The sequence below is a fragment of the Roseospira navarrensis genome, assembly GCF_009601025.1.
GTDB classification, from domain to species: domain Bacteria; phylum Pseudomonadota; class Alphaproteobacteria; order Rhodospirillales; family Rhodospirillaceae; genus Rhodospira; species Rhodospira navarrensis.
Map to the genome: position 1 here is coordinate 37,039 of NZ_WIVE01000012.1, position 22,916 is coordinate 59,954.

Annotated in this window: 20 protein-coding genes; 10 read left to right on the forward strand and 10 right to left on the reverse strand. The window is 69.6% G+C overall.

Annotated elements, in window-relative coordinates; all coding sequences use genetic code 11:
* Position 1 precedes the first annotated feature (1 nt).
* The 3 genes from GHC57_RS05945 to GHC57_RS05955 form a co-directional block, all read right to left on the reverse strand.
* Positions 2-415: an encapsulin-associated ferritin-like protein gene (locus GHC57_RS05945; RefSeq protein ID WP_246152158.1), complete on the reverse strand. Its 414-nt coding sequence runs from the start codon at positions 413-415 to the stop codon at positions 2-4.
* A 212-nt stretch (positions 416-627) separates the two neighbouring features.
* On the reverse strand, positions 628-1,836 hold the full coding sequence (locus tag GHC57_RS05950; RefSeq protein WP_153342178.1) for a CaiB/BaiF CoA transferase family protein: 1,209 nt from the start codon (positions 1,834-1,836) through the stop codon (positions 628-630).
* A complete protein-coding gene (locus GHC57_RS05955; protein WP_170294715.1) occupies positions 1,833-2,510 on the reverse strand; it encodes a YdcF family protein in 678 nt (225 codons plus the stop codon). The genes GHC57_RS05950 and GHC57_RS05955 overlap by 4 nt, the downstream gene beginning before the upstream one ends.
* Before the next feature lie 229 nt (positions 2,511-2,739).
* On the opposite strand from GHC57_RS05955, the gene GHC57_RS05960 reads away from it, so the two are divergent.
* On the forward strand, positions 2,740-3,546 hold the full coding sequence (locus GHC57_RS05960; RefSeq protein WP_153342182.1) for a hypothetical protein: 807 nt from the start codon (positions 2,740-2,742) through the stop codon (positions 3,544-3,546).
* Positions 3,547-3,609: 63 nt separating this feature from the next.
* Complete coding sequence (locus GHC57_RS05965; protein ID WP_153342184.1) at positions 3,610-4,356, forward strand: class I SAM-dependent methyltransferase; 747 nt, start codon at positions 3,610-3,612, stop codon at positions 4,354-4,356.
* 159 nt (positions 4,357-4,515) lie between these two features.
* Here the strand turns inward: GHC57_RS05965 and folD are convergent, their stop codons facing one another.
* A complete protein-coding gene (gene folD / locus GHC57_RS05970; protein ID WP_153342186.1) occupies positions 4,516-5,403 on the reverse strand; it encodes a bifunctional methylenetetrahydrofolate dehydrogenase/methenyltetrahydrofolate cyclohydrolase FolD in 888 nt (295 codons plus the stop codon).
* Between the two features lie 228 nt (positions 5,404-5,631).
* Between folD and GHC57_RS05975 the strand changes: the two genes are divergently transcribed.
* The 5 genes from GHC57_RS05975 to GHC57_RS05995 all read left to right on the forward strand — a co-directional run bounded on the left by GHC57_RS05975 (position 5,632) and on the right by GHC57_RS05995 (position 10,070).
* Positions 5,632-6,297, forward strand: coding sequence for a helix-turn-helix domain-containing protein (locus GHC57_RS05975; protein ID WP_153342188.1), 666 nt, complete (start codon positions 5,632-5,634; stop codon positions 6,295-6,297).
* 255 nt (positions 6,298-6,552) lie between these two features.
* Positions 6,553-6,849, forward strand: a complete 297-nt coding sequence (locus GHC57_RS05980) for a helix-turn-helix domain-containing protein (protein WP_153342190.1) — start codon at positions 6,553-6,555, stop codon at positions 6,847-6,849.
* A gap of 118 nt (positions 6,850-6,967) precedes the next feature.
* The gene (gene purU, locus GHC57_RS05985; protein ID WP_153342192.1) at positions 6,968-7,837 is read left to right on the forward strand and encodes a formyltetrahydrofolate deformylase; all 870 of its coding nucleotides are present in this window, start codon (positions 6,968-6,970) and stop codon (positions 7,835-7,837) included.
* A gap of 509 nt (positions 7,838-8,346) precedes the next feature.
* Positions 8,347-8,685, forward strand: coding sequence for a P-II family nitrogen regulator (locus GHC57_RS05990; protein ID WP_153342194.1), 339 nt, complete (start codon positions 8,347-8,349; stop codon positions 8,683-8,685).
* Positions 8,686-8,696: 11 nt separating this feature from the next.
* Complete coding sequence (locus tag GHC57_RS05995; RefSeq protein ID WP_153342196.1) at positions 8,697-10,070, forward strand: ammonium transporter; 1,374 nt, start codon at positions 8,697-8,699, stop codon at positions 10,068-10,070.
* Positions 10,071-10,331: 261 nt separating this feature from the next.
* Here GHC57_RS05995 and tpiA read toward each other — a convergent pair whose 3' ends face one another.
* Entirely contained in the window at positions 10,332-11,099 is a 768-nt protein-coding gene (gene tpiA / locus GHC57_RS06000; protein ID WP_153342198.1) for a triose-phosphate isomerase, read from the reverse strand.
* A 215-nt stretch (positions 11,100-11,314) separates the two neighbouring features.
* Between tpiA and GHC57_RS06005 the strand changes: the two genes are divergently transcribed.
* The gene (locus GHC57_RS06005; RefSeq protein ID WP_153342200.1) at positions 11,315-13,204 is read left to right on the forward strand and encodes a peptidylprolyl isomerase; all 1,890 of its coding nucleotides are present in this window, start codon (positions 11,315-11,317) and stop codon (positions 13,202-13,204) included.
* A gap of 13 nt (positions 13,205-13,217) precedes the next feature.
* A complete protein-coding gene (gene trpE, locus GHC57_RS06010; protein WP_153342202.1) occupies positions 13,218-14,717 on the forward strand; it encodes an anthranilate synthase component I in 1,500 nt (499 codons plus the stop codon).
* A gap of 35 nt (positions 14,718-14,752) precedes the next feature.
* On the opposite strand, the gene GHC57_RS06015 is transcribed toward trpE, so the two are convergent.
* The 3 genes from GHC57_RS06015 to GHC57_RS06025 all read right to left on the reverse strand — a co-directional run bounded on the left by GHC57_RS06015 (position 14,753) and on the right by GHC57_RS06025 (position 17,145).
* Positions 14,753-15,352 (reverse strand): nucleotidyl transferase AbiEii/AbiGii toxin family protein, encoded by a 600-nt coding sequence (locus GHC57_RS06015; RefSeq protein WP_153342204.1) that lies wholly within the window; start codon positions 15,350-15,352, stop codon positions 14,753-14,755.
* 7 nt (positions 15,353-15,359) lie between these two features.
* Positions 15,360-15,662, reverse strand: coding sequence for a hypothetical protein (locus tag GHC57_RS06020; RefSeq protein WP_153342206.1), 303 nt, complete (start codon positions 15,660-15,662; stop codon positions 15,360-15,362).
* A 244-nt stretch (positions 15,663-15,906) separates the two neighbouring features.
* Complete coding sequence (locus tag GHC57_RS06025) at positions 15,907-17,145, reverse strand: glycerophosphodiester phosphodiesterase family protein (RefSeq protein WP_153342208.1); 1,239 nt, start codon at positions 17,143-17,145, stop codon at positions 15,907-15,909.
* Positions 17,146-17,429: 284 nt separating this feature from the next.
* Here GHC57_RS06025 and GHC57_RS06030 point away from each other — a divergent pair, with 284 nt between their 5' ends.
* Positions 17,430-19,319 carry an O-linked N-acetylglucosamine transferase family protein gene (locus GHC57_RS06030; RefSeq protein WP_170294716.1) on the forward strand — a complete coding sequence of 630 codons (1,890 nt, stop codon included), beginning with the start codon at positions 17,430-17,432 and terminating at the stop codon, positions 19,317-19,319.
* 52 nt (positions 19,320-19,371) lie between these two features.
* Here GHC57_RS06030 and GHC57_RS06035 read toward each other — a convergent pair whose 3' ends face one another.
* Together GHC57_RS06035 and GHC57_RS06040 are read right to left on the reverse strand one after the other, a co-directional pair.
* Positions 19,372-19,800, reverse strand: a complete 429-nt coding sequence (locus tag GHC57_RS06035) for a VOC family protein (RefSeq protein ID WP_211369128.1) — start codon at positions 19,798-19,800, stop codon at positions 19,372-19,374.
* Between the two features lie 19 nt (positions 19,801-19,819).
* Positions 19,820-22,681 carry a [protein-PII] uridylyltransferase gene (locus GHC57_RS06040; protein ID WP_153342212.1) on the reverse strand — a complete coding sequence of 954 codons (2,862 nt, stop codon included), beginning with the start codon at positions 22,679-22,681 and terminating at the stop codon, positions 19,820-19,822.
* Positions 22,682-22,916 lie beyond the last annotated feature (235 nt).

Below are 22,916 nucleotides of genomic sequence, written 5' to 3' on the forward strand. Positions count from 1 at the left end.
CTCAGCCCTCCCCGTTGTCGCTGATGGCGCCGATGGTGAAGCCGCCGCGTCCGGCGCCGCCGGCGGGCGCCGACCCGCCGTCACCGCCGCCGCCGTTGGAGCCCGGCGCGCGGCCCATGTCCTCTTCCTCGACCTCGGTGATGGGGGCCTCGGTGAACAGATAGGTCTGCATGTACTCGGCCCAGTCCGGGTTGTTGCGCCGCAGCCACTCCAGGGCCATGCAGGCGTGCTCCATCTCCTCGCGCATGTTGTGGAGCAGGATCTCGCGCAGGGCGGCATCCTCGCAGTCGTCGGCGCGCTGGCGGTACCAGTCCACCGCTTCAAGCTCCTCCATGATGGAGACGATGGCATGGTGCAGGGAGAGTGTCTCCCGGGACAGACGTTCACGCGGCGCGTGGAGTCCCTCGCTGGACATGATGGGGTGACCTCCAATGATTGGGTATCGGTGACAGGGTGGGAGGACGTCCGGACGGCGGCAACACCGTCGCCGGTCCGGACCAGAAGACGTTCGGGACGGCCGCCGCGCCGGTCGCAGCGCTGCCGTCCCTCAGACACTAGGTGCCACCTGACCCGGATTCCAGGGGAGAACCCATAAAGTTGACCGGACGACTCCGACAGCGGCGCGGATCAGATCACGCCGTCGGCCCGCAGGGCCGCCCGCTCCGCCTCGGACAGACCCAGCAGGTCGGCGAGCACGGTATCGGTATCGGCTCCCAGCGCCGGGCCGGCGTGGTCGATGCGGCCGGGCGTCGCCGACAGGCGCGGCAGCACGTTGGGCAGCGTCACGGGACCGACGCCCTCGGCCAGGATCTCGACCAGATTGCGCCGCGCGGCGAAATGCGGATCGTCAAGGATATCCGCAATCGTGTTGATCGGACCGCAGGGCACATGACCGTCGGTGCAGACGCGCACGACCTGGTCGCGCGGCATGGAGCGGGTCCAGGCCTGAACCACGCCGTCCACCGTCGCCCGGTCCGCCAGCCGGGCGGCGGTGGTGCCGTAGCGTTCGGCCAGATCGGCCCGGCCCATGACCTCCGTCAACCGGACGAACATGCGGTCGCTGGTGCAGGCGATGGCGACCCAGGCGCCGTCCGCGCACTCGAAGTGGCCGTGCGGGCAGGCGTTGAGCGTGCCCGCGCCCTCGCGACCGCGCACGGTGCCGTCGCGGACATAGCGCGGCGCCAGCTCGTCCAGCACCCGGAACACGGACTCGTACAGCGCGATGTCGATCTCCTGGCCCTCGCCGGTGCGCTCGGCGTGGCGCAGGGCCATCAGCACCCCGACCGTGCCGAACAGGCCGGTCATGTAGTCGCCCAGCGACGTGGATCCCGGGGTCACCGGCGGGCCGTCCGGCATGCCGGCGAGGTGAGTCAGGCCGCCGACCGCGTGGGCGATGCGGGCGAAGCCGGGCCGGTCGGCATAGGGGCCGTCCTGGCCGTAGCCGCTGATCCGCAGCATCACCAGCGCGGGATTGACCGCGCGCAGGTCCGCCCAGCCCACACCCCAGCGCTCCATGGTGCCGGGACGAAAACTCTCGCACACGACATGAGACTGGGCGGCCAATGCCTTGAAAACTTTCGCGCCTTCCGGCTTCCTGAGATCCAGGGTCACAGACCGCTTGTTGCGCGCCTCGCTGAGGAACACGAGGCTGTCCCCCCGCTCCGTCCGGGTGCCGAACTGACGGCACGAGTCCCCGGTGCCGGGCTGCTCCACCTTGATGACCTCGGCCCCGAACTCGGCCAGGATCGCGGTCGAGAACGGGCCGGCGATGAAGGTGGCGGCATCGAGCACCCGGACCCCCTCCAGGGGGCGCGGCGTCGGCGGCGAAGACGTCATGGCTGGGTCGGATCCTCCGGTCTGGGGGGCGATGGGACCCGCGTCTGGGCCGGTGCTCCGGTCGCGGGCGCGGCCTTGGCGGGCCGGCCATCATGCCCGGCCCCGCCCGGCGCAACAACCGGCGCAACAAGGCGACGGCGCCGCGCCAGCCGCCCCGCATAGAGCATCAGGGCCAGCGTCTCCCAGAATGCGGCGACGGCGCGCACGCGCGGACTGGCGATCCGCACGGCCACACCCTCGACCGTCACCGGCGCGCCCTGCACCCGCGCCGCACGCCTGAAGCACCACAGCGCGCGGCGCAGATGGGTCTCGTCGGTCACCAGCACGAGTGCGGCCGGAACCAGACCCTGTGCCCGGATCAAGGCCAGACCGTGAACGGCATTCTCCAGCGTGTTGCCGGAGACCTCCTCCAGCAGCAGCGCCTCCGCCGCCACTCCCGACTCGCGGGCCAGGGTGGCCATCAGCCGGGCCTCGGACGGCACCCCGGGCGGGTGCCGCTTGCCCCGCCCGCCCGACAGCAGCAGACGCGCCCCGGGACGCGCCCGAACCTCTCGCACGGCGCGCGAGACGCGGCGGCGCATGGCCACGCTCAGGGTCCCGTCCGGCCGCACGGCCGCGCCCAGCACCACCACGACTGTCGAGGCGCAATGCGGCGTGTCGCCGTCTTTCGCCATACCGGGCCTCTTGAGAGTGGACACCTTTGAAAAATACCGGGAGTATACGGGGCAACGCCGTGCCGGCGCCCGGGGTCCAGTCCGGGCCTGCACGCCCCTGCCACCCAACGCGCGGACGAAGCCCAGGTCAATGGCCTCGATCGGCCCCATTACGCTCTATCGGGAAAAATCCAGCATCCACCGCTTTGCCGGACCTGCGGCGCCGGACGGAACGCGGGCGGACGGGTTTGTGCTGAAAAGCAACCGACTGACCATGGACATGTCGGATGGCGACCGGACCATCGGCGCGGTGGTGCGCGGGCACAACATTTCGGGCACCTTGCGACTGGCCGCCGCCGTGGCGGAACGATTCCTGCGCGACCCCGGCGTGTTCGAACCGGACCCGCCCTATCCGCCGGACTGGACGGCGTTATGGAACCGCAAGGTATCCTCTTACGAGCGACGATTTAACCGGGACAACTGGGCGTCCCTGCACGTCGGCGGCCAGACGGTCTTCGCGACCCACGATTCCGACACCGTGCGCGCCATCGAAAAACTGGCCGAGGGCGCCGACCTGGACGAAAAGACGCTGCGCGCGGCCACGAGCGGCCTGTTCGGGGACATCACCTCGGACGACATCGTGGTGCAGCACGACAGCCAGACCGCCGTCGTATTCACACCCTTCCCGGATTACCTGCGGGCCGCCGTGCTGGAGCGCAAGGGCGGCCGGACGGGCTCGTTCTCCGTCGCCGTGCGCCATAGCGAGCAGCACCAGGCGCGCCCGAACACGGTGCTGACCTTCTGCGCGGACGTGATCGAGTGCCTGAACCTGCGGCAGTTCCTGGAGCGCGCGCCGGGGGCGACGGATCCCGCCGGCGGCCCGGCCTCCGCCGGTCCCTCCGGGCCGCAGGAGACCGTGCCCCAGGGCAAGCCCGACGCGGGCCTGATCCAGCAGATCGAGGCCGCCAAGACCCGCCGACGGGAGTTGTCCCAGTACGTGGAAGGCTTCGAGCACGCCAACCGCGTCCAGTATCGGCCGGAACGGCCGAATTTGTAACCACGGCCCCCCTTCCCTTCACACCTCCGTCATCACCGCCCTGAGCGAGGATCGCCGCGTTCCATGACCGACATGCCCCTGATCCCCGAAACCCTGTCCCGCGGCCTGCCCGTCAAGGGCAGCCGCGCCATGATGCGCGAGGTTCTCGCGCCCATCGAAGGTCTGCGGATCGCCGACCTCGGCTGCGGTGACGGCACCTGGGTGCGCTTCCTGACCGGCGAGGGCGCAACGGTCGTCGGCTGCGATCCGAACCCGCGCCAGCTCGACAAGGCCAAGGCGACCCCGCCCGTGGGCGGCGAGCGGTATGTCTCCGCCGGGGCCGAGGCCGTGCCGCTGGACGCCGGCAGCCAGGACGTGGCGCTGTTCTTCAACAGCCTGCACCACGTGCCGGAGCATCTGATGGCCCCCGCCGTGGCCGAGGCGGCGCGGATCACCCGCCCGGGCGGACGCGTGGTGGCGTTCGAGCCGGTGGCCCGGGGGGCCAACTACGAGCTGGGCAAGCCGGTGGACGACGAGATCCAGGTTCGCGCCCTGGCCCACCGCGCGCTGCACGACGCGGCCCGGGCGGAGGACATCCCGCTGAGCCTGGATCGGGAGTTCGAGTACGTCACCGTCTCGAAAAAGCGCGACTTCGAGACCTGGCGCGAGCAGCAGGTGCGCATCAGCCCGGGGCGCGCGGCCACGTTCGAGGCCGACGAGGCCGGCCTGCGCGGCCACTTCGAGCAGGTGTTGTCCGACCTGCCCCGCGACGAGGACGGGACGATCCTGCTCGACCAGCCCATGCGCTGCACAATCCTTCTGCGGACCTGATACCGGCCCGACTGGGTCGGCGCCGCGAAGCGGCGGAGCCGCGCGCCCCAAAGGGGCGCTGCGGCGATAAAAACAAAGACGCATCCTGACAGATCGTTGCAGCGACCCTGTGTCTAAGGAGTCATCCTCACCGTGGCGCGGTATGAGGTCCGGCGCGCCTCAGGCCCGCTGGCGCTCCAGCCCGGCCGCGCGGCAGGCGGCCTCGACCGTGTTGTCCAGCAGGCAGGCGATGGTCATGGGGCCGACGCCACCGGGCACCGGCGTGATCGCGGCGGCCACCGCGCGGGCGGCGTCGAAGTCCACGTCCCCCACCAGACGGCCCTTCTCCTGGCCCGGCTCCGGCGGCAGGCGATTGATGCCCACGTCGATCACCGTGGCACCCGGCCGGATCCAGTCGCCACCGATCATGCGCGGCCGCCCGACCGCCGCCACCAGGATGTCGGCCGTGCGGCAGACCTCGGACAGGTCCCGCGTGCGTGAGTGGGCCACGGTCACCGTGCAGTTGGCGGCCAGCAGTAGCTGCGCCATGGGCTTGCCCATCAGGCCGGAGCGACCCACCACCACCGCGCGCGCCCCGGACAGGTCTCCCAGCCGGTCGCGCAGCAACATCATGCAGCCCGACGGGGTGCAGGGCACCAGCGCGGGGGCGCCGATGGTCAGGTTGCCCACGTTGATCGGATGCAGGCCGTCCACGTCCTTCGCCGGGTCGATGGCCATCACCACCGCCTGTGGGTCCAGACCGGCCGGCAGCGGCAATTGCACCAGAATGCCGTGGATGGACGGGTCGGCGTTCAGGGTGGCGATCAGGGCCAGCAGATCGGCCTGGGCCGTGTCGGCCGGCAGGCGGTGGACGGTGGAGATCATGCCGGCCTCGCGGGCCAGCCGTTCCTTGCTGCCCACGTAGACCTTGCTGGCCGGGTCCTCGCCCACCAGGACGACCGCCAGCCCCGGCACCAGGCCCCGGGTCGCGAGACCGCCCACCTCGGTCGCAATGCGGGCGCGCAGGCCGGCGGCGAAGGCTTTTCCATCAATGATATCGGCGGTCATGGCGGGTCTCCGGCTGGCGGGCACGGGGTTTGCGTGCAAAACGGGCGCGCGCGGAGCATGGCCCCACCCGCGCCGGGCGCTGGTATAGCGTCCACCGCCGGGGCGGCGAAAGGTTTTCCTGTCAGGAAAACGGGTCGGCGCGGCCGCGCACCCCACCCCTTTGGTTCCCCTGTGGTTCCTGTTAGGGTGGTTGAATGGAGTTCAACATCCGCTGCATGGGAGAGTTGTATGTCACGCGCACCGAAGCCCGGGCCGGCCGATGCCACCGGCGACGGCGATGCGTCGCAACCGGAACAGGACGGCGCCGCCGACACCAGCGAGAACACCCTGGAGTTCGCCATCGGCCGTCAGGTGCGGGAATTCCGCACCCTGATGGAAATGACGGTGGTGGATCTGGCGAAACACGCCGACCTGTCCGCCGGCATGCTGTCGAAGATCGAGAACGGCCAGACCTCGCCGTCCCTCAACACGCTGCACCGGCTGTCGGTGGCGCTCAACGTCCCGGTGACGGCGTTCTTCCGCAAGTTCGAGGAACAGCGCGACGCCACCCACGTGCGCGCCGGCGAAGGCCTGACCATCGAGCGCCGGGGCACGCGGGCCGGGCACCAGTACCAGCTTCTCGGGCATACCGTAGGCAAACCGATCATCATGGAGCCGTACTTCGTCACCATGACCGAGGAGTCCGAGGTGTTCCCCGTGTTCCAGCACACGGGGCTGGAGTTCATCTACATGATCGAGGGCGAGGCCGGCTATCGGCACGGCAGCAAGCTGTATGACCTGAAGCCCGGCGACTCGCTCTTTTTCGATGCCGAGTCGCCCCATGGACCGGAAGAGTTGCGGGTTTTGCCGATCCGGATGCTGTCGGTCATCGTCTATCCGCGCGACGACTCGTAACCGCCCCGGCCGCGCGGCCCGGCGCTCGACACCCTCCGGAACAACGCGTTCTCCGCCAAGGGTTTAGCAGCCCGCAAGGTTCTCCGCTCAGGACACTCCGCCATCGTGGTTGCCGTCCCGGCGCTGCCGCGATGGGCGCGAGTCGGTGTGACTTTTCGCCGCTTGGGGGGCATTGTCCGGGACACGTTTCATGGGACCGGGTACACTTTGGGACAGCCTTGAGGGCGTTTGCTACCTATCGTCGGAGGTGCGGCCTTGCAGTCCCAGATGCTGGATCTGAATCACCTGATCCGGGCGCACATGGGCGTCACCCTGGCGCGGCTCCGTGGACAGCGGGGGCTTGGCGTGGCGGACCTGGCCGCGTCCAGCGGCCTGCCAGCGGACCACCTCCGCGCCGCCGAGGCCGGACAGTCCCTGTTGAGCGACGATGACCGCGAGCGGCTGGGCGCGGTCCTGGGCGTCGAGCCGGATTGCTTCTATGACGGCTTCATGGACAGCCTGCGCGGCGGCCTGTGGCCCGCCGCGGACACCACTGTCGCCGGCCGCGCCTGAGCGTCCGGACATCCCTAGATCTTATCCCTGTTCCCCGGGCCACGACTCGGCGTAGAGGAAGGGCGGGCGCCCGCACGAAGGCGCCTCGGCCCATCCCCATTGCCCGAGAGTGCCCGCCATGAACGCCGATCCCTCGATCCCGTATATCCTCACCCTGCAGTGCCCGGACGGGCTCGGCGTCCAGGCCGCCGTGATGGGCTTCCTGGCCGGCCATCAGTGCTTCATTACGGAATCCCACAGCTACGGCGACCCGCTCACCGGCCGCTTCTTCATGCGCTGCGTGTTCCGCGCCGGCCATCCCAACATGCCGGACCTGCCGACCATGCAGGCGCATTTCCAGACCGTCGCCACCAACTTCGGCATGGAGTGGGCGCTGGTGGACGCCAGCCGCCCGCCCCGGGTGCTGATCGCCGTGTCGCGGTTCGGCCACTGCATGAACGACCTGCTGCACCGCTGGAAGTCGGGGCAGTTGCACATTCAGGTCCCGGCCGTCGTCTCCAACCATGACGACATGCGCGATCTGGCCGAGTGGCACGGCATCGCCTATCACCACCTGCCCGTCACGCCCGAGACCAAGGCCGAGCAGGAACGCCGGTTGCTGGACCTGATCGCGCAGCAGGACATCGATCTGGTGGTGCTGGCCCGTTACATGCAGGTGCTGTCCGAGGAGATGAGTGCCGCCCTGAGTGGCCGTTGCATAAACATTCATCACTCGTTCCTGCCCAGCTTCAAGGGCGCCCGCCCCTATCAGCAGGCCCACGCGCGCGGCGTGAAGCTGATCGGGGCCACGGCCCACTACGTGACCGAAGCCCTGGACGAGGGACCGATCATCGAGCAGGAGGTGGTGCGCGTGGACCACACCCACACCGGCGACGAACTGGTGCGCATGGGCCGCGACGTGGAAACCGTGGTGCTGGCGCGGGCGGTGCGCTGGCACTGCGAACGGCGCGTGTTCATGAACGACCGCAAGACGGTGGTGTTCAAGTAAGACTCAGGGCCAAGCTTTGGTGAGCAGAACGCATCGCAGCTTTGTTTGGTTCATCACGGATGTCCGGGGTCGTGGGGTCATGGTGCGCGGACTCCTCACCCCCGGCAGGGGCGAGGGCGTTCGGTCTGCGCCCGACGAAAGGTCCAGCGGCGCCCCATTGCCCCGATGATCCGTGATGAACCTTTTGTTTTCGCGCCATGAGGCGCGCCGGCCCGCACGGTGTTGCGGCGGTACGGGCCGCCTTCCGCGCAATCCATGCACACAAATTATGCAAAAGGGCCTCATCATGGCCCTTTTTTTATTCAGCACATTGCCTCATAGCTGGCATGCTTCCAATGCACGCCCGCATTCAGCCGTGATAGCCCCTTGATTCTGCGTGCTTTTCACCCTGCAGCGCCGGGTTGGCACGATCCTTGATTATTGCATCGCAGAACGCCGGGGGGGCGTGCGCCACACCAGGGCACGGCCGACGGCGGCTCACCACAGACGTTCCACTAGGGGTACAGGCAATGAAGTTGATCATGGCCATCATCAAGCCCTTCAAGCTCGACGAGGTCCGCGAGGCCCTCGGCGCGCTGGAGATTCAGGGGCTGACGGTCTCTGAGGTGAAGGGATTCGGCCGGCAGAAAGGCCAGACCGAGATCTATCGCGGCGCCGAATACCAGGTGAATTTCCTGCCGAAGGTGAAGATCGAGATCGTGGTGGCGGACGACATGGCCGAACGCGTGATCGAGGCCATCACCGCGGCTGCGCGCACCGACAAGATCGGCGACGGCAAGGTTTTCGTCATGGACGTGGAAAAGGCCGTGCGCATCCGCACCGGCGAAACGGACGCAGACGCGCTCTAGGAGGACCCAGTATGACTCGCTACACGACGAAAATCGCGCTCGCCGCGCTCGCCGGTGCGTCGGCCCTGGCGATGGCCGGGCCGGCGATGGCGCAGGAGGCCGCCGAGGTCGCCGAGGCGGTCGAGGCCGCCCTGCCGGTGCCGGCCGAAACGGCATTCATCTTCAACTCGTTCTCGTTCCTGGTGCACGGCTTCCTGGTGATGTGGATGGCCGCCGGCTTCGCCATGCTGGAAGGCGGTCTGGTCCGCGCCAAGAACACCACCATGCAGCTGACGAAGAACATCGCGCTGTATTCCATCGCCGGCCTGATGTACTGGGTCATCGGCTACAACCTGATGTACAACGGCGTGGACGGCGGGTTCTTCGGCATTCCGATGCCCTGGGGCGCCGAGGACGCGATCACCGCAGACGGGGCCTACACCGGCGACGCCGCGGGCTATGCCGCCGCCTCCGACTGGTTCTTCCAGATGGTGTTCGTCGCCACCGCCGCGTCGATCGTCTCCGGCACCCTGGCCGAGCGCATCAAGCTGTGGCCGTTCCTGATCTTCGTGGTCGTGCTGACCGGCGTCATCTACCCGATCCAGGGCTCCTGGCAGTGGGGCGCGGGCTGGCTGTACGAGGCCGGCTTCAGCGACTTCGCCGGCTCCACCCTGGTGCACTCCACGGGCGGTTGGGCCGCGCTGGCCGGCGCCATCCTGCTGGGCGCGCGCGCCGGCAAGTTCGGTCCGGACGGCAAGGTGCACCCGATGCCGGGCGCCAACCTGCCGCTGGCCACGCTGGGCACCTTCGTCCTGTGGCTGGGCTGGTTCGGCTTCAACGGCGGCTCGCAGCTCGCCATGGGCAGCGCCGCCGACGTCATCTCCATCGCCACCATCTACATGAACACCAACCTGGCCGCCGCCGCCGGCGTGGTCGTGGCGATCATCATGACCCAGGCCATGTACGGCAAGGTTGACCTGACCATGGCGCTGAACGGCGCGCTGGGCGGTCTGGTCTCGATCACCGCCGAGCCGCTGACCCCGTCCCCGATCATGGCGATCCTGATCGGCGGCATCGGTGGCGTGCTGGTGGTCGTCACCGTCCCGCTGCTGGACAAGCTGAAGATCGACGACGTGGTGGGTGCGATCCCGGTCCACCTGGTGTGCGGCATCTGGGGCACCCTGGCCGTGCCGCTGACCAACGAGGGCACGAGTTTCGGCGCCCAGATCCTCGGCATCGTCTCCATCGGCGCCTTCGTCTTCATCGCCAGCTTCGTGATCTGGATGATCCTGAAGGTGACCATGGGCATCCGGGTTTCCGAAGAGGAAGAGGCGCTCGGTCTCGACAAGGCGGAGCTTGGCCTGGAGGCCTATCCCGAATTCGGTCGCGGATCGCAGTCGATCTAAGGCCGACCATGACCCGGACCCGGCGGGCCCACGGCCCGGGCCCGCCGGACCGGAGACAGAGCGCCGTCGGGCGCGTTCCTCCCTCCTCTTGCCCGGGGCATCCGCCCCGGGCTTTTTTTGGGTCGTCACGGAAAAGCTGGGCTACGGGTTCACGATGCCCGGACTCCGCCCCCCGTCATGGGGGAGGTCGGGAGGGTTTCAGGCCTGACCCGCGACGGCAAAGAAGGGCGTCCGGCCGGACCGCCGGACGCCGGGACAGCGTCAGGGGCACCCCAGCGCGATGGCCTGGAAGTCCGCCGCCTTCAGGCTGGCGCCGCCGACCAGCGCGCCGTCCACATCGGCCACGGCCATCAGTTCGGCCGCATTGGTCGGCTTGACGGAGCCGCCGTAGAGAATCAGCAGCGCGTCCGCGCCATCGCCCATGCGGCCGCGCGCTTCCTCGCGGATGCGCTGGTGCATCTCGGCCACATCCTGGGTGGTGGGCGTACGGCCCGTGCCGATGGCCCAGACGGGCTCGTAGGCGATCACCACGTTGGTTCCCGTCGCGCCTTCGGGCAGCGAGCCGTTGAACTGGCGCGCGACCACCTGCAGCGCCTGGCCGGCGTCGCGTTCCGCCTCGATCTCGCCGATGCAGATGATGGGCGTCAGGCCGGCGGCCAGCGCGGCCTCGGCCTTGGCCCGGACCGTGTCGTCGTCCTCATGGTGGTCCGTGCGCCGCTCCGAATGGCCGACGATGACGTGGGTCGCGCCCAGGTCCTTCAGCATCCAGGCGCTGATGTCGCCGGTGTGGGCCCCCTTTTCCGCGGCGTGGCAGTCCTGACCGCCGACCGCCAGGCCGGTGCCCTTGAGCGCATCCGCCACCGGCGCGACCAGGGTCGCGGGCGGACAGACGAGCAGGTCGAAGCGGTCTCCGTGGGCGCTACCATCGCCAACGAGCCAGTTGGCGAGCCCTTTCGCCAGGGCGAGACCATCGGCCCGCAGGCCGTTCATTTTCCAGTTGCCGGCGATCAGCGGACGTCTCGCGTTCATGTCATCTCCCCTTCCTGGCGGTTTTTCGGTGGGTTGTACGGGTCAGATATGGTGCGCCGTGTGTAGCATGCACCCGGTGCGTTTTGAACGGGCCGATGGGCCGGTGGGTATGAGTGTTGCGGATCGGGGGTGCCGCCCCCTAAGATGCGCGCCCATTGGCCCGCGCCCCGTTCGCGGGCCCCCTTGTATTCACCGGACGCAGGTGCGGGTGCGGCATGCTTGACAGTTTTCGGAAGGCCTCGAAATCCTGGCTGGCGAAGGGGCTTTTGGGCCTGCTGATCGTCAGCTTCGGCGCCTGGGGCATCGGCGACTTCATCACCGGGGGCGGCGACGCGCCGCCGGCGATCGTGGTGGGCGAGACCGAAATCGGCACCGCCGCCCTGCGCAACGAATTCAACCGCGAGGTCAACCAGTTGCGCCAGCGCCTGGGCTCGGACTTCACGGCCGAGCAGGCGATCCAGCTCGGTTTTCTGGACCGCGCCATCGGCCGCGTCGTGACCGAGGTCGCCCAGACCCAGGCCGCCCGCGCCTGGAGCATGACCGCGCCGGATTCCGTCGTCGCCCGCGCCATCACCAACGATCCCACTTTTCACGATGCCAGCGGGTCGTTCGACCGCGCGCTGTTCGAGAACGTGCTGGCCGCCAACGGCCTGACCGAGGCCCGCTTCGCCGAGCAGGTGCGCGGCGATCTGGTGCGACAGGCCCTGATGGGCCCGGTCGCCGCCGGCGCGCATATGTCCGAGTCGGTGATCTCGGACCTGGACCGCCACCGCAACCAAGCCCGGGTGGGCACGGTGGTCTCGCTCCGCCTCGCCGAGGCCCCTGAGCCGACCGGCGCGCCCGACGCCGCCGCCCTGGACGCGATCTATCAGGACAACATCGAGGCCTTCACCGCGCCGGAGTACCGCGCCGTCACGGCCATCGTGCTGGGCCTGGACGACGCCCGGCCGCTGGTCTCGATCAGCGAGGAGGCCATCCAGGCCGAATACGAAGCGCGGCTCGACTCCTTCACCACGCCGGACACCCGCACCGTCGCGCAGGTGCTCGCCGACGACCAGGAGACCGCGCAGGCCGTCGCCGACGCCGTCCGGCGCGGCGACCCGCTGGACGCGGCCGCGGCGGAAGCCGGGGCCCCCGCCCCCATCGACCTGGGCGAAGTGACCCGCGACGCCCTGCCCGCCGCCCAGGCTGAGGCGGTGTTCGCCCTGGCCGAAGGCGGTGTCAGTGACCCCGTGGAGAGCCCGTTCGGCTGGCATGTCTTCGTCGTGCGCGCCATCACGCCCGGCGATGTCCAGACGCTGGACGCCGTGCGCGACGACATCCGCGAGGACCTGATCCGCGCCCAGGCCAGCGATGCCCTGTACGACCTGTCCGTGGACCTGGACGACACGCTGGGCGGCGGCGCTACCCTGGAAGAGGCCGCCGAGACCCTGGGCCTGACCCTGCTGGAGATCCCGGCCGTGGACCGTCAGGGGCGCTCGCCCGCCGGCACGCCCGTCGCGGACCTGCCCGAGGCGCCGGCTTTCCTCAACACCGCGTTCTCGCGCGAAGCCGGCGAGACCACGCTGATGCAGGAAACCGACACCGGCTATTTCGTGCTGCGCGTGGACGGCGTGACCCCGGCCGCGCCGCGTCCGCTGGAGGCGGTGCGGGACGGCGTGGTGGAGCTGTGGGCGCGGGCGCGCAAGACGGACATCCTGCGCGAGACCGCCGAAGCCGTGCAGGCCGCCGCCCGGGAGGGCCGCACGCTGCAGGGCGCGGCCGAGGCCGTCGGCACGGCGGCGCCGGCGATGCTGCCGGCGGTGCGCCGCAACGGCGCGCCGATCACCGAGGGCGCGGAAGCCCCGCCCCGGGCGCTTGTGCAGGCCCTGTTCTCGCTCGACGAGGGCGAAACCCGCATTGTCGAGACCGCCGACGCCGTCCACGTGGTCCAACTCGCCGAGGTCCGCAACAGTGGCGGCACCGCCGCCGAAACGCGCGAGGCCACACGCGACGCGGTGACCAACGCCATGGCCAACGACCTGTACATCGTCTTCACCGACGCGCTGTCGCGCCAGCAGGGCGTCGAGATCAACCGCGCCGTCATCGAATCCGCCTTCCAGTAGGGACCCCGAGACCATGGACACGCTACCGAGCCTCGCCGACTTCCGCTCCGCCTACATGGCCGGCCGGGCGCAGGTGGTGTGGACCCATTTGGTGGGCGACCTGGAGACGCCGGTCTCGGCCTTCCTGAAGATCTGCGAAACGCGGCCCTATGCCTTCCTGCTGGACAGCGTGGAGGGCGGCGCGGTGCGCGGGCGGTACTCGTTCCTGGGCCTCAAGCCGGACCTGATCTGGCGCTGCCGCGGGCAGTCGGCGGAGATCAACCGCGACGCCCGCCACAACCTGGACGCCTTCGTTCCCGACGACGCCGCGCCGCTGGACTCGCTGCGCCGGATCGTGGCGGAAAGCCGCATCGACCTGCCGCCGGAACTGCCGCCCCTGATGTCCGGCCTGGTGGGCTACATGGGCTACGACACCGTGCGGCTGGTGGAGCGGGTTCCGGACGAGAACCCCGACCCCATCAACGTGCCCGACGGCGTGTTCATGCGCCCCACGGTGATGGTGGCCTTCGACAACATCCAGCACCGCATGACGCTGGCGACGCCGGTCTGGCCCCGCCACGGCGTGGACGCCAACGCGGCGCTGGCGCTGGCGCGGGAGCGGCTGGCCGATGTGGCGGCCGACCTGGACCGCTCGCTGCCGCTGGCGCGGCTGGCCGCCGATCCGGAGCCGGAGCCCGAAGCCACGCCGATGATGGACGCCGAGGACTACAAGGCCAAGGTGCGCCGCGCCAAGGACTACATCATGGCCGGCGACATCTTCCAGGTGGTGCTGTCGCAGCGCTTCACCCTGCCCTTCAAGCTGCCGCCGTTCAGCCTGTACCGCGCGCTTCGGCGCACCAACCCGTCGCCGTACATGGTCTATCTGGACATGAACGGCTATCAGATCGTCGGCGCGAGCCCGGAAATCCTGGTCCGGCTGCGCGACGGCGCGGTGACGATCCGCCCCATCGCCGGCACCCGCAAGCGCGGCAAGGACTCGACGGAGGACGCCGCCAACGCCGCCGACCTGCTGGGCGACCCTAAGGAGCTGGCGGAACACCTGATGCTGCTCGACCTGGGCCGCAACGACGTGGGCCGGGTGGCCGAGGTGGGCACGGTGAAGGTCACGGACCGATTCTTCGTCGAGTACTACAGCCACGTCATGCACATCGTCTCCAACGTGGTCGGCACGCTGCGCCAGGGCCAGGACGCCATGGACGCGCTGATGGCGGGCTTCCCGGCCGGCACGGTCTCGGGCGCGCCCAAGGTGCGCGCCATGGAGATCATCGAGGAACTGGAGACGGTGCGCCGCAGTTTCTACGCCGGGACGGTCGGCTACATCTCGGCCGACGGCAACATGGACACCTGCATCGCGCTGCGCACCGCGTTGGTGAAGGACGGCGTGGTGCACATCCAGGCCGGCGGCGGCATCGTGGCGGACTCCGATCCCGAGTCCGAGCGCCAGGAGTGCTGGAACAAGGCCCAGGCCCTGATCGCGGCGGCCAAGCAGGCGGTCAAGTTCGCGGGGCGGTGAGGCAGGCGGAAACGGTGGCGTACTGCTGAAGATCGCTAGGCGTTCAGGCTCCGCGTGATGGCGTCGACCACGGTCATCGGGTCGCGGTCCAGCAGCGCGGCCCCGGTTTCCGTCGGGTTCACGGCCTCGCCGATTTCCTCCCGGTACCGAGGCGCGATCCTGGCGATGCGATCCCGTGCCCTGCGCGCACCGCCCGGATCGGCACGGACCGCCTGTGCGAAGTCCGTCGGGCTCCCGTCCACGATCGCCAGCGCATCGAAGATGTCGCGCACCTGGAACATCGATCCCCGATACCGGAATTTCTTGGCCAGGATCTCGGCTGGGGTTTCGACGGCGACCGCCTGCCCATCCAGCATAAAGGACCGGGTCGCCTCCTCGGTCAGGGTCATGGCCACGAGAATATCGATGTCGCCGTCGGCGCCTTCGATCTTCAGATAGTTCCCGGGTTCCTGCCATCGGTCCGACAGCGCCCGGACCAAGGCATTCCGCTGCGGCGACAACAGGCGAAGGGCACTCGCCGTCTCGAAGAACACGTCAATGTCATAGCTGACGCGGTGGTTCAGCGTAAGGGCAAGCGCGGTGCCCCCGCCCAGCGTCCACGTCACCTCAGGCGGAAGCGCGCGCAGCGCCGGCATCAGCCGCTCAAGCAGGGCGCGCCACCGGCTCTCCGGCCATCTCGCGGATCCAGTCAACCGTCTCCCCCTCCACCCGCAGCGCCGTGGCCATTTTCGCCAAGTCCTCGAACGTCACATCGGTGTCCAGGACGATGTCGTGGATGGTCTCGACGCGCACGTCTTCCAGGAAGCCGCGCAGGTGGCTCGTCCAGTCCTCGGTGGCCTCGCCTTTCAGGGCGAGACGGAGGGTCGCCGGGGTCAGCGCCCTCCGGCGCCCGGCGCTCAGGTGCGCCGCCGCGATGGACAGGGCGGGGCAGGCTTCGGCGCGCATGTCTCGTGGTCCCTCTGTTGCTGGATGGCCAGCATACCGCGCGGACCCGACCCACGAAAGCCAAGCGGGCGGCGCCACCCGGCACCGCCCGCCCTTCGTTTCATACTGGCCGACTATTGTCCTGACTCGTCAGGACAATAGTCATACGCCGCTTCGCGGCGCCGGTGCAGTCGCACCGGCCGCCCGGCCTATGACGTCACGTCATAGGCCGGGCGGTATCAGACACCCGAGAGGGCGAGCCGCCCTACTTCAGGCCCATGCAGTTGGCGTAGAAGGTCACCGTGGCCGGCCAGTCGGAGAACAGGCCGACAATGCCCACGTCCTGCGCCAGCACGTCCACCAGCTCGTACATCACGCCGTCGCTGTCGGTCACGTCGCTGATGGACTGGTAGTACCAGCCGCCGCCGGTGACCAGCGGGCCGGAGCGCTCCAGCGTCCAGGTGATGATGTTCAGGCCGGCGGCCTTGGCCTCCTTGGCATAGACGGACGGCACGATCTCGCCGTCCTCGACCGTGACCAGCACCCACATGGGCGGCGCGATGTAGTTCACGCCCATGTCCTTCAGCTCGGTCATGGTGTGCGTCCAGGTGGACGCGTCCATGGGGTCCCAGCCCTCGATGTCATAGCTGTCGTCCAGATAGACGGCCTGCTTGCCGAACTCCGGCTCGTTCTCGATCCAGTACAGCACATCTTCCAGGTTGAAGGACTGCGCCAACACGTCCGAGGCCGGCACGCCGGCGGCCTTGTACTCGTCGATCATCTTCTGGGCGTAGTCTTCCTGGCTGAAGCCATCGAACGGCATGTCCACCGACGGGGTCTTCAGCTCGGGGGTGAACTTGCCGCCCAGACTCTTGATGAGGTCGATCGATTCGGCGTGGGTCATCAGCGTGCCGCCCGGGGCCGCGTACAGGTCCGTCCGCCAGCCGGCGGTCGCGTCCATGTAGCCCTCGACGGTCTCGGCGCTCGCATCCGCGGCGTCCATCTTGCCGGTCAGGGTGCGGAACTCGGCCAGCGTCAGGTCGGAGGTGCGGCACTCGGCCTGGGCCGTGTCGTCGCCGCTGGCGGGCACGAACGGCTGGGTGCACTTTTCCGCGAGGTCGGTGGCCAGGATGTTCGTGGTGGTGTGCAGGTCGTTCTGGGCGTGGCGGCAGACCAGCGCCTTGTCCTTGGTAAAGGTCACGTCGCATTCGATGATGCCGGCCCCCATGCGGGCGGCGGCGACGTAGGATTCCTTCGTGTGCTCGGGGAACTGCATGGCGGCGCCGCGATGGCCGATCGAGAACAGCGACACCTCGGCCGGCGCGCCCATGCAGGCCATCAGCGTGTCCTTGAGGGCCCCATCCTCCATCTGGTCCACGAGGAAAGCGGGGCGCGGCCCCAGGTCCACGACGTCGGCGGCGAAGGCGGCGGAGGCGGACACGACCGCACCGGCGGCCAGCGCCGTGCCGACCGCCGCGTGGGCGAGCGAGAACGTCTTGATCATGATGGAGGATCCCCTATTCCTGATGGATTGGCCCGGCCGACGCCGGGGCAACATGCCCCGGGCGCGGCGCGCTTCCCTGCTTTAGTGCAATATCATTTCGCTCCGATGACGCCTGCATGAATGTTCAGTGACGGGGCGCACTCCCCCGCGTCGGCGGCCAAGACGGATGACGCGCGGGCGGACTTGCGGCACACTTGCGCCCGGACATGCCGCGCCGGAGCCGGAAACGGGACCGGCCAGGGCCGGCCACGGTAGATCGGGTCGCGGGGGAAAGGAGCGCCACCGTGCAGCCTCGCCTGACTGTTCGGGACCATGCGGACCAGGAGGTCCTCACGATTCTGAACCACGCTTTTTCGCTGTACATGGACGGCGATCCGGTCGGCGCGCGTCTGGCCGCCGACATGGCCGCCTCCGCCGTGCCCGTCTCGGGCCCGGCTCAGGCCGTTCTGGGCCGCCACCTGATGTCCATCGACAACCCCGAGGCCGCCGAGGCCGCCCTGCGGACCGCCTGCGATCTGGGCGAAGCGGACGAGGACACGCTGAACCAGCTCGCGCTGTCGCTGGAGGCGCAAGGCAACTTCGACGAAGCCATCCGGCGCCTGGAACAGGTGATCGCGCTGAACCCCGCCCGCGCGGACGCCTATCTGCGGATGGGCGTGATCCTGGGCCTGCGGCGGCGCGGCATCGCCGCCATCACCCTGTTGCGGCAGGCCGTCCACATGGACCCCCGCAGTGGCGAACTGCGGCTGCTGCTGGCCCGGACGGCGCGATCGGTCGGCAATGCCGCCGTCGCCGCCCAGGCGGTGCGGGCGGCCTATGCGCTCGCGCCGGGACATCCGGCGGCCGTGGCCGCGTTGGCCGAGCATCTGGCGGACCGGGGCGACCCCCGGGCCGCGCTGCGGACCATGATCCGGGCCAGCCGGCTGGCGCCGTCGGACCCCGCGCTGCTGTCGCGCTGCCTGGACCTGCGCCACGGTCTGCCCGGCCAGACGCCCGCGATGCTGGCGAGCGTGCACCGGGTCTGGCAGTGCCGCTTCGGCGCCCCGGTGCCGCCCCGCCCGTTGCCGGCCGATCCCACCGGACGGCCGCTGCGCGTCGGCCTGATCTCGCCCGCGTTCCGCGACGGCCCCATCGGCTGGATCGTGCGCCCGCTGCTGGCCCACCGCGATCCCGCGCGCATCCGGGTCACCCTGCTGTCCGACGGCGCGGGGGACGATCCCGTTGCCGAAGCCTTGCGGCAGCGGGCGGATGCGTGGATCGACGTCGCCGGTCTCAGCGACGACCGCGTGGCCCGGATCGTGCGCGATGCCGGGCTGGATGTGCTGATCGACATGACCGGACACGGGCGCGGCAACCGGCTGACTCTGTTCGCCCGCCAGCGCCCGGCCCCGGTTCAGGCCGCCTGGGCCGGCTATCCGGGCACAACCGGGCTGCGGGCGATGGATCTGGTCCTGACGGACGCCGCCGTGATGCCGGAGGACGACGACGCCCACGCCACGGAACGGGTCGTGCGCCTGCGCCACGGCATTCTCACGCTGGACCCGGCCGACCTGCCCGAGACGGCGCTCCAGGAGCGGGCCTCCGCCCGCCCCCGCACCGGCGGGGTGGCGCTCGGCGGCTTCGCCGGGCCGGACCGGATCGGCGAGCCGACGGTGGTCCTCTGGGTCAAGGCCCTGACCGCCATGCCGGCCGCGCACCTTCTGCTCAAGGACCGAGCGTGGGCCGACCCGGGCGCGGTGGCCCACCTGCGGGCATGCTTCAAGGCGCACGGGATCGCGCCCGACCGGCTTGTTGTCGAGGCGTCGGACTCCCGCCAGGACCTGCGCAGCGCCCTGGCCAAGGTGGACGTGTTGCTGGACCCCTACCCGGTGTCGTGCGCCCTGACCGCGCTCGAAGCCCTCGCCCTGGGGGTGCCCGTCGTGACCCTGCCCGGCGCCGCCGCCAGGAGCCGTCTCGCGGCCGCGCAGTTGGCCCGGGCGGGGCAGCGCGACGGAATCGCGGCGGACGCCGACGGATACGTGGCCGCCGCCCAGCACGCCCTGTCCCGGCCCCGGACGCCGGTGAAGCCCAATCCCGCCGCCTGGGCGACCGGGTTCACGGCGGCGCTGGAAGAAGCGGTCGCCGCCGTGGCCGCTACCGCCCGCGCGGAAGAAGACGAGGACGCGCTGGCCTGAGGCGGGTCGACGCGCCCAAGCCTCCGGTCCTTCCGACCACACCGAACGGGCGTTATGGCGGGTCCGACTCAGCCGGGCGCGCGATCAGCGTCAGGACGTTTCCGGACGGATCGCGGAAGTCCGCGCGGACGCCGCCCCAGGGTTGCACCTCGGGGGGGCGATCGAAGGCCACACCGCGCGCCGTCAAGGCGGCGTATGCGGCCTCGGCGTCCTCCACTTCGATCGACAGACCCACGAACCGCCCCACCAGGGCCCCGTCCGGCCCAGCCGGATCGGTCTGTTCGACAATCAATTCAGCCGGGTCCAGCCGAAATCCGACGGCGCCCATGGCAGCGGCGTCCCAGGTCACGGGCAAACCCAACGCGGTCCCGTAAAAAGCCCGTGCGGCCTCCAGGTCCGAGACAAAGATGCGAACACCGTATAACCGCATGGCCTGACCTCCATCGCCAGAGAGCCCGTCCGAACCCGCATGCACCGGCATCGGCGCGCGGACCGTCCTGCTACTCCGCCGCCTGATCGGACCCGTCGGCCCGCTCGGCCTTGGCGCGGGCGCGCCCGGCGTCGCGCGCCACGGCGGCCCCCTTCTGGCTTTCCAGGGCCTGCAGGCCCACCGCCCGGGTCAGGGCCCGCTTCAGGTCGCGCAGCTTGCCCGGGTGGCTGACCTTCATGCCGAACACGTCCTTGACGTAGAACACGTCCACGACCCGTTCGCCGTAGGTGTTCACCCGAGCACTGGCGATCTGCAGGTTCAGGCCGGTCAAAGCGTCCGTCACCGCGAACAGGAAGCCGGGCCGGTCGCGGCCGTTGACCTCGACGACCGTATGGGTCTTGGAGGCCTCGTGATGCACGATGACCCGAGGCGGCACATGGAACGCCTGAGCGCGAGCCGGCAGGGTCGGCGACTTGCGCGCCAGCTCGGCGCGCAGATCGATGGTGCCGCGCACGGCGTCGATCACGGTGGCCTTCAGGCGCTCCAAACGGCCCGGCGCATCGAACACCCCGCCCTCGGCGGCCTGAACCGTGAACGTGTCCAGGGCCATGCTGTTGGTCATGGTGAAAATGCGCGCGTCCAGGATCGACGCGCCGGCCAGCGCGATACCGCCGGCGATCTTGCTGAACAGGCCCGGGTGGTCGGGAGCGTAGACCAGCACCTCGGTCACGCCGCGCCCCGTGTCCATACGGGTGTCCAGCGTGACCACCTCCTCGTCCGCGGGGTTATCGGCCTCGGCGGCGTGGATCAAGCGGGCATGGCGTTCTTGGCTTTCCGTATCGAACGACAGCCAGTAGCCGGGGTAGCCCCGTCCCAGATAGGATTCCACCCACGATGCGGGCAGGTCGGCCAGCGCCTCGCGCAGCGCGTCCCGGCGGCCGCGCACGCGCCGGTCCTGGGGCACGGCGGACAGGCTGCCGACCAGGAACTCCTCGGTGCGGCGGTACAGGTCTCGCAGCAGACCGGCCTTCCAGTTGTTCCAGATGCCGGGGCCCACCGCCATGATGTCCGCACAGGTCAGCACGGTCAGCAGCTTGAGTCGCTCCGGCGACTGCACCAGACCGGCGAAATCCTGGATGGTCTTGGCGTCGTCCACATCCCGCTTCAAGGCGACCCGGCTCATGGCGAGGTGATGCAGCACCAGCCAGGAAACGGTTTCGGTCTCCTCGTCGTCCAGGCCCAGGCGCGGACACAGCTCCTGGGCGACCTGGGCGCCCAACTCGGAATGATCCCCGCCCCGCCCCTTGGCGATGTCGTGCAGCAGCACCGCCACATACAGCGCCCGGCGGGACGTCACCGTGTGGATAATCTGTGTCGCGACCGGCAATTGCTCGGCCAGGGCGCCCGACTCGATCCGGTGCAGAATGCCGATGGCGCGGATGGTGTGCTCGTCCGTGGTGTAGACATGATACATGTCGTACTGCATCTGCGCCGTGACGCGCTCGAAATCCGGGATGAACCGGCCGAACACGCCCGCCTCGCTCATCATGCGCAGAATACCCTCGGGCTCCTTGCGATGGGTGAGCAGCGCCATGAACAGGGCGTTGGCGTCCGGGTCGTCCCGCAGCGGCTTGATGCGCGACAGATGGTCCGTGACCAGCCGCAGGGTATCGGGATGAATGTCGAGGCCCTGTTCATGCGCGACCAGGAACACCCGCAGCATGGCCAGGGGATCGCGGACGAAATGGTCGGGCTGCGGCACCGCCAGACGCTGGCCGTCCAGGATGAACCCGTTGAGGTCGCGCCGCCGCATGATGAACCCGGGCACGGACAGCATGGGGCGGCGCTTCTGCGAGTCCTCCAGCACGGAGAGCAGGATCCGGGTCAGGTTGCCGACATCGCGCGCCACGAGGAAGTAGTGCTTCATGAATCGCTCGACACCGCGCGCACTGGGGCGGTCGGTGTAGTTCATGCGCTCGGCAATGCGCGGCTGCACGTCGAAGGTCAGGCGCTCTTCGGCCCGGCCGCTGAGGTAGTGCAGATGGGCGCGCACGGTCCACAGGAAGGCGCGCGCCCGGGTGAACTTCCGCGCCACGGCGGGGGTCAGCACGCCCATCCCGATCAGGTCGTTGACGTCCGAAACGGAATAGAGATACCGCGCGATCCAGAACAACGTGTGCAGATCGCGCAGACCGCCCTTGCCCTCCTTCACGTTCGGTTCCAGCACGTAGCGGGAATCGCCCAGCCGCTCATGCCGCTGGTCGCGCTCCGACAGCTTGGCCTCCACGAACTGGGGGCCCGACCCGGCGATGACGCGGGTGTACAGGCGGGCCGACAGATCCTGGAACAGCGCCCGTTCGCCGAACAGGAACCGGGCCTCCAGCAGCGACGTGCGGATGGTCATGTCGGCGCGGGCCTGCCGAATGCACTCGTCCACCGAGCGGGTGGAGTGGCCCACCTTCAGGCCCAGATCCCAAAGCACATACAGGATCGTCTCGACCACCTGTTCCGTGTAGGGCGTGGCCTTGTAGGGTAGGACGAACATCAGGTCGATGTCCGAGAACGGCAGCATCTCGCCCCGACCGTAGCCGCCCAGCGCAAGCACGCACAAACGCTCCCCGGTGGTGCGCGTCAGCTTGGGGAACAGGTGCGCGACGGTGTAGTCGTGCAGGACCCGGATGATCTGATCCATCAGGTGGGTGTTGGCCGCGCACACCTCCGCCCCGCCGCAGTTGTCCTCGAGGAAGCGCCGCCGTATTTCCTCTCGGCCGTCCGCGAGCGCCGCCTTCAGCGTATCCAGCAGATCGGCGCGGGCCTTGCGGGTGCCCTCGCGCGAGCCGTCCAGCACCGCCTCGGCGCGGGCGTTCAGCCCAAGCACCAGGGCCTTGCGGTTGATGATGGCGCGGGGCCGGGAGGGCCTGGGCAGGGACATGGATCGCGTCCATTCGTAGCGGCCCGACGCGCGGGCCATCCGGCGGGGACCGCCCGCCAAGGAAGACCGCGCACGCCCCGGTCGCGATCACGGCCGGGTGTTCGAGGTCTGATCTGGTCCAGAGTGGGCGCGGGCAACGCCCGCGTCAACCGGGCGGGCGCTTTATACCAGGGCGCGGCGGACCCGCGCCGACGCCGACACAGGCTTTTCCCTTGAACGCCGTGGTGACAGGCCC